We start from the raw sequence: 12,227 nt of genomic DNA, 5'->3' as shown, positions 1-12,227 counted from the left end.
CTTGATCACCTACAACCGTTGTTCTAACGGGCAAAAATGGGTCCCTCGCTGTGCCACTTTGATTTTCTCAATAATTGTGCCACACCGTTCGCAAGGTTCCCCTTCACGACCATAGACGTGTAAGTGATTTTGAAACTGACCGGCTTCACCAAATGCCGTTGAAAATGAATGAACAGTGGTGCCGTGACCTTTAATTGCCATCGCCATTTCATCAATAATGTTTTGGCGCAATGTTGCAATCTCATCAGTAGTTAGTGAATTAGCAGGCCGCATTGGATGAATCTTACTCATCCATAGCGTTTCGTCCGCGTAAATATTCCCAATGCCCGCAATCTTACTTTGATCCAACAATAGTGGCTTGATCATCTTTTTCGACTTGCCAAAAGTGGCCGTCATATAAGCCAGTGTTAACTGTTCAGCAACGGGTTCCGGGCCAATTGTCCGCAATCCCGCCACCGTGTTTTCTTCACCGGTCGGCACGAGCGTCATTCGCCCGAACTTACGCGTATCGTTGTACAGCAAATCACGATCATCGGTCAGATGGAAGATCACGTGCGTGTGTTTACCTTGATCTTCACCACGCGGTACAACATTATACTTGCCTTCCATCCGCAAATGCGACACCATCGTCAGACCATTGCTAAAGCGAAACAACAAATACTTCCCCCGCCGATCAATGGTCTGGATCGTTTGGTTGGCTAAACGCTGTTTGAAACTATCGACATCATTATTAATAATTTTCGGCCAAAAAACCTCGATACTAGCAATCGTTGCCCCGCTAACCAGACGATTTAAGCCGCGACGAACAGTTTCAACTTCAGGTAATTCAGGCATGGTGGTTCCCCCTATTTTGCATCGTACCAAGTATCACCGTAGTGGCTCTCAACCTTTAACGGTACGGCTAACTGTACGGCGGAATCCATCACGCTTGGCACTAATTTTTCTAAAACTGGAATTTCTTCTTTTGGCGCTTCAAAAATCAATTCATCATGAACTTGTAACAGCATGGTTGCTTTCAAACCCGCAGCCTGTAACTTATCTTGCATCTTAATCATCGCAATCTTGATAATATCAGCCGCACTCCCTTGGATGGGGGTATTCATGGCTGTCCGTTCAGCGAATGAGCGTTGGTTGAAGCTCTTGGAATTAATATCTGGCAAGTACCGGCGTCGATGTGAAATGGTTTCCACATAACCTTGTTTTTTCGCCGTTTGGACAATTTCATCCATATACTTTTTGACACCCGGATATTCTTTGAAGTAAGCGTCAATAAAGCTGCGAGCCTGTTTACGCGTAATGCCGATATTTTGTGACAAGCCGTAATCACTAATTCCATAGACGATTCCAAAGTTAACCGCCTTGGCTTGCCGTCGAATATTTGGCGTCACCTCTTCAGCTGAGTTCAAATGAAAGATTCGCATGGCCGTTGCGGCATGAATATCATCACCCGCTTTAAAAGCGGCCTGCATATTTTCATCATCAGTAATATGCGCGAGAACCCGTAATTCGATTTGCGAATAATCAGACGAGAAAATCTGCCAACCTTCATGACTAGGAACAAAGGCTTGTCGAATCTTACGTCCTTCTTCCAAGCGCACCGGAATGTTTTGTAAGTTTGGATCAACGGACGATAACCGGCCAGTTTGGGTCAACGTTTGCAAGTAGCGCGTATGCACTTTTTGATCAGCAGAATGAATGGCATCTAACAAACCGATAACGTAGGTCGATTGAATCTTCGAGATCTGCCGATATTGTAAAATATTAGCGACGATTGGTGCTTCCGGTGCTAACTTTTCTAGAACGTCTACGGCGGTAGAATACCCTGTCTTGGTCTTCTTGATTACGGGTAATTTCATTTCTTCAAACAAGATGTGACCTAGTTGCTTAGGTGAATTAATATTGAACTCTTCACCGGCTTCTTGATAAATCGTCTGTTCAATTTCACTCAACCGTTCTGTAAACTGACTGCCCATGGCTTTAAGTCGACTGCTGTCGACCGTAATGCCGGCGATTTCCATCTGAGCTAAGACATTAGCCATCGGTTTTTCGATATCATCGTAAAGTTGATCCTGCTCATTGGCTGCCAATTCCTTTAATAACTGTGGCTTCAAACTAGCGATTGCGGCCAATTTCCGGGCGAGATGACTAAAGAAGACGTCATCATCTTCAGGAATGGCACGCTTAACGCCCTTACCATAAACGGTCTCGTCACTCGGCAAGTCAGTGTACCCGTGTTGCTCAGCTAAACTTCCCAAGTCGTTACTGTTATCATTTGTATCTAATAAGTATGAAACGAGTAAGAGATCAAAGTCGACTTTACCTAGCTGAATACCCAAACGATTAAGCCCGACCGTCGTGCGTTTCATATCAAAAACGTCCTTGGTAATCGTTGTGCTACTCAAGAGGTCAGCCACAGTCGGTTGCATTAATAATTCCACATCCCGACTGATGTACCAGTGATCATCCGCTCCGATGGCAAAGCCAGCAAAGGCCGACGTGTGGTAGTTTGGCGTTGGCATCTCCAAGTAAAAGTCCACGTGGTCGGTAAATTGTTGCAATTCCGTCAGGTTAGCTTTCGTCAAGACGGTATAATCAATGGGCGTTGCTGGTTCGTCCGACTGTAGGTGTAATTTCTTCAAAAATGATTGAAAGTCCATCTTCTGATAAAACGCGGCCAGCTGGTCAAGATCCGGGCCATCATAGGATAAATCAGCCAATTGAACATCAATCGGCGCATCCCGCTTGATTGTTGCTAGCACCTTAGCTTGCGCCGCTTGTTCGCGATCCTCAATCAGATGTTCCTTCATCTTGCTCTGCTTCATGGCATCGATGTTTTCATAAATGCCTTCCATCGTACCATACTGTTTGAGTAATTTAAGGGCGGTCTTCTCACCAACCTTGGTGACACCCGGATAGTTATCCGAGGTATCACCTGTCAACCCCTTCATATCAATAATTTGTGCCGGTGTGATGCCCAGCTTTTCTTCAACGTGCGCCGGCGTATAGCGTTCCACTTCAGAAACACCTTTAACGGTCACGGCCACCGTGGTATGCTCGGTCGTCAACTGCGTCAAATCACGGTCACCAGTGACGACCGTCGTGGTGTAGCCGGTTTGATCCGCTTGACCGGCCAGTGTACCAATAATGTCATCGGCTTCGTAGTCTTTTAATTCATAATGTTTGATACCATATGCGTCTAATAGCTGTTTGATATACGGCATTTGTTCAGAAAACTCACTGGGCGTCTTAGCCCGGCCACCCTTGTAATTATCGTACATGGCTGTTCGAAACGTGGTCTTACCCGCATCAAAAGCCACTAACATATCCGTGGGTTCGACTGCCTTGATCATGTGGTCAAGCATTGTGTTGAAGCCATAAATGGCGTTGGTATGCAGGCCGTCTGGATTTACGAACCGTTCCAGTTGACTATGCAACGCAAAGAACGCCCGAAATGCCACACTGTTACCATCAATCAGTAATAATTTTTTTGCCATTAGTTTGCTCCCCATCTCTTAATTTAAATCATCATTTTTATGAAAATCCGTCACTCAGACCATTAATACCACTCGATTGACGGTCTGATTCGCAGCGCCTGTCAGTACAGGCTGAACGACTAATTATTTACCCTTATAATTGTACCAAACAATTAAGTAAAACGGGAGTTCGGTCCACCGAAAACCCGTGAAATAACTCATTTTCGGTAAATTAAAAGGATTATGACATCTTGGTCATAATCCTTAATAATTATCTTAATGATTAGTCGCGGCTTGAGCCACCGAAGATTTGGACGAAGTAGAGGAACAAGTTAACGAAGTCCAAGTATAATTGTAAGGCCCCAGTAACGGCCAAACCAGTCGATGAAACCTGGTCACCATATTGTAAATACATGTTGCGCATCCGGTTAGCGTCCCACATGGATAAGCCGGCGAAGATCAATACACCAATGTATGAAAAGATGTAACTAATCATGGCACTTTGTAAGAACATATTGACCAGTGAAGCGACAAACAACCCGATTAAAGCTGCAATCAAGTGCGTCCCAATACGTGAAATATCACGCTTAGTCGTCGTCCCAATCACCGCCATGGTCGCAAATACAGCTCCAGCTGCAACGAACGCACCGGTGATAACGGCACCCGTGTATAAGGACAAGGTCACTGACATTTCAACCCCAAAGATGATGGCAAAGAGCATCAGTAAGGTGAAGCTCATCGCTGGATTGCGTGTCGCGTTGACTTGAATCCCACCAATCATCACAAACATGCTGACAATGAAGATCATCAAGAAGATGAATGGGTGTTGTGAAAAGGCGGCATTAATTTGTGCTTGGAACGTGGTCATCGCTAAGTAAACGGTAAAGGCCGAAACTAACACGGCGATTGTCATAAACCCATACATTTTAGTTAGGAAACTACGGAGGCCAACTTGTGTGTTGATGGTCCGTGGTTGTGGGTCATTTTGAAAATTGTTCATAAAATCCCTCTTTCACCTAAAAATTGACTACTCGTTACTTTTTCCGAGTTAAGATTAAAAATTGAGTTTGTGCATCGTTACTAACGCGGACTGCGCTAGTAACAACACCACACTAGTTTGTCAATCATTTGCCTATGACTAGCCATCTCAATCAGTCACCTCAACTTTCTTAACTTAAGTCTATCAAATTAGTCAAAGAAGGTAAAATAGTTTGTGCCTGTGAATTTAATAAGAATTTCTTATGTCTAAGTGAATTCCATTCAATCATTGTCTTTAATGGATTACCGCTACATTAGGATTTTCCGGAATGGGACACCATAAGCGTTTATAATAGAACTTCAATCGGTAGGACTTTTTGCGGGACATCCGGGGAAGATTTTTTAGGGGCGGGCGGCGTCATACATAACTTTCTAAATAAGAAGTCCCACACTAGTATTGACTTGCTAGTGTGGGACTTCTTATTATTTAATGTACAAAGCATTGATTAGTTTTAGCATGTTGGAAACTACAATAAAACACTAAATCTAGCCATTGTCTTGTTAATTGTTTTCTGAAGCAGAAATACCCTGCAAATATCGTTGTCGCAATGCAGCTACCTTAACCTCAACAACTTGATTATGATTAATCCGTGCAAAAGCTTCTGTTTCACTCATTAACCGCTTAATCAATTTATCCGAAAGTTGTTGCTTAACAGCATTCTCGGTCGCTAAGTATTTCAATCTTGGTAAGTAATACGTGACATGTTCATCTGAGCAAAGCGCTACCCCATCATCTATTAGACGATTACTTGTGACGAAATCACCACTAATTGCGTAATACTCTGCCGTATAAAAGATTAGGGTTAACAGCCGTAAGTAATCATTTGCATATCCTGATGAGCCAGCGTGCTCGACATAGTATCGTACTCTCCTGAAATAAAATTGAGCTTTCTCAGGCTCAGCTAACCGGCCATACATGACACCCAGACCGACATAAGCTAGCGGTGTGAAAATTGTTTGGTGAGCCCTATCCAAATCATCAACGATTTGCGAGAAGGAAAAACAAATATCACTGGCTGTTCCATTAATCAACGAACTTAGCATGCCACATAAATAGTAATATTGCATCCGTGAAGGTACCGCATCAATTTGCTCAACTTTCAGGTCTACCAATGATTGCAGGACTGATTGATAATCTTCCATCATCAGTCGTCGCTCAATCTCATCAAGTTGCTGTCGAATTTGGGTCACTGAATTAGCCTGGTTTTCACTTAGATCATCAACTGTCAATCCCAGACGAGCGCAGAGCTGATTTAAAATTGCTAATGCTGGTACTCGCCCACGCCGTTCAAACTTACTTAAAGTCGCCTGCGTACAAATTCCGTTTGATAATTTGACTTGTGAAATTTTTAAAGCTTTTCGCCGGGCAATAAACTTTTCAATATCCATCGCACACCACCTTGTCTCACCCGTTAGCCATGAATGCCAAGGGCAACCTTAGCAAAACGACTCATTTTATCAATTCCCCAAGCAGGTTCCCAGACCAAGTCAAGTTCACAATTCTTAACACCATCCACACTCATAATTGCTTGATTAATTTGACTTGCCAATAAATTTCCTAATGGGCACCCCATCGTCGTCAACGTCATCGTTACCGTGCAGCTACCATTATCGTCTACGTCAACACCATAGATCAAACCAAGGTTAACCATGTCAACGCCCAGTTCTGGATCAATCACCTGCTCTAACGACTTCATGACCGCGTCTTCAACGGGTGAGAGGGCCTTATCCTCGCCAAGTTCGTCTGCCATTCTGCCACACTCCTGTCTGTTTAAAACTGTTTTTAATTATACCATTGTTAGAATATACGTTAATAATCCTAATTTATAATAAAGTACGTCGCCAATATTAACGAAAAGGCGAATCAGCATGATAAAAACACTAACCGAGATACAATTTTAAATTACTACAATTATCAACCATCCTAGCTGGCACGATTATAATGGCTAACATTCATCAACAATCATTTAACCAAAAAACTCGAATCGCAATCTCGCATGCCACTCAAGTTTTATTTTAACATCAGCTTAACCAATCCCCCTTACTACCCGATTGAACCTTCCATCTCAAAGCTGATTAACCGGTTTAATTCAACAGCATATTCCATCGGTAATTGCTTCGTAAATGGTTCTACGAATCCCATGATAATCATTTCGGTTGCCTTAGCTTCTGAAATTCCTCGGCTCATCAAGTAGTAGAGCTGTTCTTCTGAGATTTTGGACACCTTAGCTTCGTGTTCCATCGCGACGTTAGCACTGTCGATTTCATTATACGGAATCGTGTTGGAAGACGACTGGTCATCCATGATGATCGTATCACACTCAACATGCGCTTTGGAACCGTCTGAATGCTTGGCAAAACGCACGGTTCCACGGTAATCAGTCGCACCACCAGTCTTAGCGATGGACTTCGAAACAATCGAACTGGAGGTATTCTTAGCATTATGAATCATCCGAGCACCAGAATCTTGGTGGATGCCATTGCTGGCAACCGCGATCGATAACATGGTCCCGCGGGCACCTTCCCCATTCAAATAAACGCTTGGGTACTTCATCGTAACCTTCGAACCTAAATTCCCATCGACCCATTCCATCGTGGCATTTTCGGCCGCTGCAGCTCGCTTAGTTTCCAGGCTATAAACATTGTCAGACCAGTTTTGAATCGTTGTATAACGGCAGTAAGCGTTGGGCTCAACATTGACTTCAACAACGGCCGCGTGCAAACTATCTGAAGAATAATTAGGGGCCGTACACCCTTCGACATAGTCGACACTGGCACCATCTTCCACGATAATCAAAGTCCGCTCAAACTGACCCGAGTTTTCAGCATTTAACCGGAAATATGACTGAATTGGCGTCTTCGTCTGGACACCCTTAGGCACATAAATGAAGGACCCACCTGACCAGACTGCCGCGTTTAAAGCCGCAAACTTGTTATCGGTTGGTTTGACGAGTTTCCCAAACCACTTCTTGAACAGTTCTGGATAATCGTGAAGCGCCGTATCGGTATCGGTAAAAATAATACCTAACTTTTCAAAATCTTTACGCATATTGTGATAAACGACTTCAGATTCATACTGCGCCGATGAACCGGCTAAGTATTTCCGTTCAGCTTCAGGCACACCTAACCGGTCGAACGTCCGCTTCAAGTCAGCTGGGACTTCTTTCCAGTCACGGAACTTTTTATCGGTCATCTTCTGATAATACAGCATGTCCTTCAAGTCGAGTTTCGTGAGATCCGGGCCAAACTTAGGCATCGGCATCTTTAAATACTCATGATAGGCATTTAACCGATAATCCAACATCCATTGTGGCTCATGTTTTGCCGCGGAAATTTCGCGCACCGTGGCTTCCGTTAATCCTCGCCCAGTTGAATATGCTGGTTTGACATCGTCATGAAATCCATATTCATAATCACGGTCATTTTTGACCACGTCAGGTACTTCACTCATACTTCTGATTCCTCCTCATTGCCATTTTCAGCAAGCAATGCCCGTTGCAAAGCCCACCAAGCTAGCGTGGCACATTTGATTCGTGCCGGAAATTGCATAATATTCGATAAAATTGCGGCGTCTTCTAAGGCATCCATATCGGCCTGCGGGTGTTGCTTGCCAATCGCCATATCCGAAAATGTCTTAGCCATTGCCAATGCCTGTTCTTTCGACTTACCCATCACCGCATCCGTCATCATACTGGCCGATGCTTGACTGATGGTACAGCCCTCACCCGTAAATCCAATATCTTCGATTTGATCATGCGCATCCAATTGAATAGCCAAATTGATGACGTCGCCACAAGTTGGATTTTTCAACGTAATGGCATGTGTTGCGTTTGGCAACGCATTTTTATGATGCGGATGATCACCATGATCTAAAATCACTTCGCGATATAAGCCACTTAATTTAGACAGTCCCATGTTCGAAAAACTCCTTTGTTGCTTGGAGTGACGTTAATAATTGATCAGCGTCCGCTTGTGTATTGTAAATGTAAAAACTAGCCCGTGCAGTTGCTACTAAGCCGAGCGCTGCCATCAGGGGTTGTGCACAGTGATGACCCGCGCGAACGGCGACACCTTCCATATCCAACGCGGTAGCCGCGTCGTGCGGGTGCAAACCGTCGATATTAAAGGCGATGACGCCCGTATGATGTTGGGGATCTTGGGGACCGTAGACCGTGACACCAGGCATTGCAATCAACTTAGGCAATAAGTAATTGACTAATTGCTGTTCGTGTTGCTGAACTTGATCCATACCGAGTTGCGTCAAATAATCAACCGCCGCGCCCAAGCCGATCGCACCGGCAATGTTCTGAGTGCCCGCTTCAAACTTCCACGGTAGTTCCGCCCAGGTACTGTCATCACGGTGAACAAAGCCAATCATCTCACCACCAAATTGATACGGTGGCATCGTAGCTAATAAATTCTCACGACCATATAGAACGCCAATGCCGGTTGGTCCCAGCATTTTATGCCCCGAAAATGCGTAAAAATCAACATCGAGTGCCTGGACATCGACCGGCATATGAGGGGCTGCTTGCGCCCCATCCGCAATCATCAGGGCACCGTGTTGATGCGCCAATCGTGCTAACGCCTTGATTGGATTGACCGTTCCCAATACATTACTAGCATGGGTCACTGAAACGATTTTTGTTCGATCCGTAATCTTGTTGGCAGCATCGGCCATGTCCAATTCACCAGTCGCCGTTAACTCAATATATTTCAAGGTGGCGTGCTTACGCAATGCTAACTGTTGCCACGGAATTAAATTACTATGGTGCTCCATAATGGAAATGACGATCTCATCACCCGCTTGAATATTGGCTTCGCCATAAGTACTGGCAATCAGATTGAGACTATCCGTCGTCCCTTTGGTGAAGACGATTTCATCCGTTTTTGCAGCATTGATGAACCGTTGCACCTTGGCGCGCGCAGCTTCGTATTGACTAGTGGCCCGCTCTGCTAAGGTGTGCACACCGCGATGAACATTGGCATTATCGTGTTGATAAAAGTGAACGAGCGCATCCACGACTTGGTTGGGGCGCTGAGCAGTCGCCGCATTATCCAGGTAGACAAGTCGTTCATCATTCACTTGTTGGTTTAGAATGGGAAAATCTGACCGTAACGTCTCAAAATTGGATTCCATCTTCAAGCTTCCTTTCAATCGTGTTCGTTAAGCGAGTCCGGACAGTCTTCGATGGGATCGCACCAATCACGGTACTTAAGAAGCCCCGAATAACCAACCGTTGGGCCTGTGGTTTATCAATCCCGCGACTCATCAAATAGTACATTTGATTTTGATCAATTTGACCAACACTTGCTGCATGTCCAGCTAACACGTCATTTTCATCGATCAATAGAATCGGGTTCGCGTCACCATGGGCATCATCAGACATCATCAAAACCCGATTTTCCTGTTCAGCATGTGCACCGGAGGCCCCGTGAATAATGTGACCGATTCCGTTAAAAATCAGGTTAGACTTTTCCATAATGACCCCACGTTGTACGATATTGCCGTCAGTCTTCTTACCACGGTTAGTGACCCGCGTATTAACGCAGACATCCTGGGCCTTAGTCGTCACTGTGATGACCTTGGCATCGGATTTGGCGCCTTCACCGATCAGTTCCGAGTCAAAGTCCCCGAAAGTGTTACCATTATTCATCATCCCGATAGCCCAATCGACTTTGGCTCCCCGACTGATTGCGGCCCGCCGATTCAAATAAGCAGTCGTGTTGGCCCCGAGTTCATCGAACGCTGAAAAATGCACTTCACTGTCAGCCCGTGCCAAAATTTCTACAACACAGTTGGCGATATTATCGACGTCACCCTTCGTTGTCAGGTGCTGAGTTACTGCGAAATGACTGTCTTGTTCAGCCACAATCAAGACATGACTAATTAACGGTTGCACTCGGGTACTATCCTGGATCGTGGTGATCTCGATTGGTTCTTTGACAGTAACCCCTTTAGGAACATAGAGGAAGACCCCGGCGTTCAAAAACGCGGTATGGTAACTGGTCAATCGGTCCTCGTCAGTTTTGACGACTTTGTCCATAAAATGTTTTTCAGTTAGTTGCGGATGTTCGCGAAAGGCCGTGAACATATCGGTCAAAATGACGCCTTGATCATCTAGTTCATCAGGCAAATTGACGGTCACCGTTGTCTGCCCAACTTGTACGATTTGGATATGACCAGCTTCGGCCGTTACATCAGTTGCTAAAGTTCGATCCGAACGACTGAACTTTAGTGGTTGGTCGGTGGGCGTCAGTGGCCAGTCGCGAATACTAAAGCGATCAGCTTTGGGAACCGCTAGGCCTTGCATCGCATCTAAAGCCGCTAAACGGCGTTCAACGAGCCAGTGCGGTTCACCATGTTCGTTAGCAGCCGCAGCTAGCGTTGTTTTGATAGTTTCATAATCAGCAGTTGCTTCCATTACTGCCACCCCCTAATCTTCGTCGTCAACAAGTTTGACATCAATGTTCAAATCGTCACGTAAACCAGCATAACCTTCTTTTTCAAGGGTCTTTGCTAAGTCGGCGTTACCAGTCTTCACGATTCGACCACCCATCATCACGTGAACGACATCGGGCACAATGTAGTTTAACAGCCGTTGATAATGCGTGATAATCAATGAGCCGAAATTATCGCCCCGCATCGAATTAACACCCTTAGAAACCACTTGTAACGCATCGATATCAAGCCCGGAATCAATTTCGTCCAATAAGGCGAATGATGGCTTGATCATCAATAATTGCAAAATTTCGTTACGCTTCTTTTCACCACCGGAGAAACCTTCGTTTAGGTAACGTTCCGTCATGGATTCGCTCATATTAAGTAGTGCCAAGTTCTTGTCGAGTTCTTTAAGAAAGGCCATCACTGAGATTTGATCATCGGCTGGTCGGCGTGCGTTCATTGCTGCCCGTAAAAATTCAGCGTTGGTGACCCCTTGAATTTCAGCTGGATACTGCATGCCGAGGAAGAGTCCCTTACGTGCACGTTCATCAACTGGCATGTTTACGATACTTTCGCCGTTCAACAAGATATCACCCTGAGTAACGTGATAAGCCGGTTGGCCCATAATAGTTTGTGATAAAGTGGACTTACCAGTCCCATTTGGTCCCATAATGGCATGAATTTCACCAGTTTTCATAGATAAATTGACGCCTTTTAAAATCTCACGAGACTTTTTTTGCTCATCATCCGTCACTTCAACGTGTAAATCTTTAACTTCCAAGGTTGCCATTTAAATCATCCTCCAACAATTGAATTTATTACCCAAGCCGTTATTCCTTCCGTATATAATGATTAGTCAACGGCTTCAACAAAAATAGCGTAGCATCGGCCTTTTTGTATTCTATACTTAGAGTATAACCGTTTTCATTTCAAAAGAAAATAAGGCTTTTCCCCATATTAATAAAAGCCCTTTCATGCTATGATGTAGGTATAATATTTTTGATGAATTATTCACTATTGGAATATTCAGAAAGGACTGAGCCTTATGCTAAGTCAATCCGTTACTAATACATCACAACTACATATTCAACAATTCACAGGTTTGGATAATCAGACCGTTCAACGATTGCACAGCTTAGGGCTACATGTCGGCAGTCCGCTGGCCGTTGTCCGCTACTATCCGTTTCACGGACCAGTAATTGTTCAGATTGATCAACAACAGATTGGGATTCGGTACACCGTATTTCAAACGTTGATTGGAGGCCATTAAG

Annotated in this window: 11 protein-coding genes; 1 reads left to right on the top strand and 10 read right to left on the bottom strand. The window is 44.6% G+C overall.

Translation table 11 applies throughout. The features are described from left to right. Window positions 1-9: 9 nt before the first annotated feature. The 10 genes from mutM to sufC all read right to left on the bottom strand — a co-directional run bounded on the left by mutM (window position 10) and on the right by sufC (window position 11,746). Window positions 10-834 (bottom strand): bifunctional DNA-formamidopyrimidine glycosylase/DNA-(apurinic or apyrimidinic site) lyase, encoded by an 825-nt coding sequence (mutM, locus tag MZO41_RS01080; protein WP_003640272.1) that lies wholly within the window; start codon window positions 832-834, stop codon window positions 10-12. An 11-nt stretch (window positions 835-845) separates the two neighbouring features. Next, window positions 846-3,494 (bottom strand): DNA polymerase I, encoded by a 2,649-nt coding sequence (polA, locus tag MZO41_RS01075; RefSeq protein ID WP_003644284.1) that lies wholly within the window; start codon window positions 3,492-3,494, stop codon window positions 846-848. Between the two features lie 262 nt (window positions 3,495-3,756). Then, the gene (locus MZO41_RS01070) at window positions 3,757-4,473 is read right to left on the bottom strand and encodes a Bax inhibitor-1/YccA family protein (protein WP_003640270.1); all 717 of its coding nucleotides are present in this window, start codon (window positions 4,471-4,473) and stop codon (window positions 3,757-3,759) included. Window positions 4,474-5,012: 539 nt separating this feature from the next. Beyond that, on the bottom strand, window positions 5,013-5,900 hold the full coding sequence (locus tag MZO41_RS01065; protein ID WP_003640269.1) for a helix-turn-helix domain-containing protein: 888 nt from the start codon (window positions 5,898-5,900) through the stop codon (window positions 5,013-5,015). A gap of 23 nt (window positions 5,901-5,923) precedes the next feature. Continuing rightward, window positions 5,924-6,262, bottom strand: coding sequence for a metal-sulfur cluster assembly factor (locus MZO41_RS01060; protein ID WP_003640268.1), 339 nt, complete (start codon window positions 6,260-6,262; stop codon window positions 5,924-5,926). Between the two features lie 293 nt (window positions 6,263-6,555). Further along, window positions 6,556-7,962, bottom strand: a complete 1,407-nt coding sequence (gene sufB, locus MZO41_RS01055) for a Fe-S cluster assembly protein SufB (protein WP_003640267.1) — start codon at window positions 7,960-7,962, stop codon at window positions 6,556-6,558. Beyond that, a complete protein-coding gene (sufU, locus tag MZO41_RS01050) occupies window positions 7,959-8,426 on the bottom strand; it encodes a Fe-S cluster assembly sulfur transfer protein SufU (protein WP_003640266.1) in 468 nt (155 codons plus the stop codon). The genes sufB and sufU overlap by 4 nt, the downstream gene beginning before the upstream one ends. Next, window positions 8,413-9,651 (bottom strand): cysteine desulfurase, encoded by a 1,239-nt coding sequence (locus MZO41_RS01045; RefSeq protein WP_003640265.1) that lies wholly within the window; start codon window positions 9,649-9,651, stop codon window positions 8,413-8,415. The genes sufU and MZO41_RS01045 overlap by 14 nt, the downstream gene beginning before the upstream one ends. Next, the gene (gene sufD, locus MZO41_RS01040) at window positions 9,635-10,936 is read right to left on the bottom strand and encodes a Fe-S cluster assembly protein SufD (protein ID WP_003644283.1); all 1,302 of its coding nucleotides are present in this window, start codon (window positions 10,934-10,936) and stop codon (window positions 9,635-9,637) included. The genes MZO41_RS01045 and sufD overlap by 17 nt, the downstream gene beginning before the upstream one ends. Window positions 10,937-10,948: 12 nt before the next feature. Continuing rightward, the gene (sufC, locus tag MZO41_RS01035) at window positions 10,949-11,746 is read right to left on the bottom strand and encodes a Fe-S cluster assembly ATPase SufC (protein ID WP_003640263.1); all 798 of its coding nucleotides are present in this window, start codon (window positions 11,744-11,746) and stop codon (window positions 10,949-10,951) included. Window positions 11,747-12,001: 255 nt separating this feature from the next. Between sufC and MZO41_RS01030 the strand changes: the two genes are divergently transcribed. After that, window positions 12,002-12,226, top strand: a complete 225-nt coding sequence (locus MZO41_RS01030) for a FeoA family protein (protein WP_022638673.1) — start codon at window positions 12,002-12,004, stop codon at window positions 12,224-12,226. The last annotated feature ends 1 nt before the right edge of the window (window position 12,227 follow it).

This window comes from Lactiplantibacillus sp. C232, from assembly GCF_023806725.1.
GTDB classification, from domain to species: Bacteria; Bacillota; Bacilli; order Lactobacillales; family Lactobacillaceae; genus Lactiplantibacillus; species Lactiplantibacillus plantarum.
The sequence above is the reverse complement of the archived record's forward strand: the minus strand, read 5'-3'. Positions and strand labels throughout refer to the sequence as shown.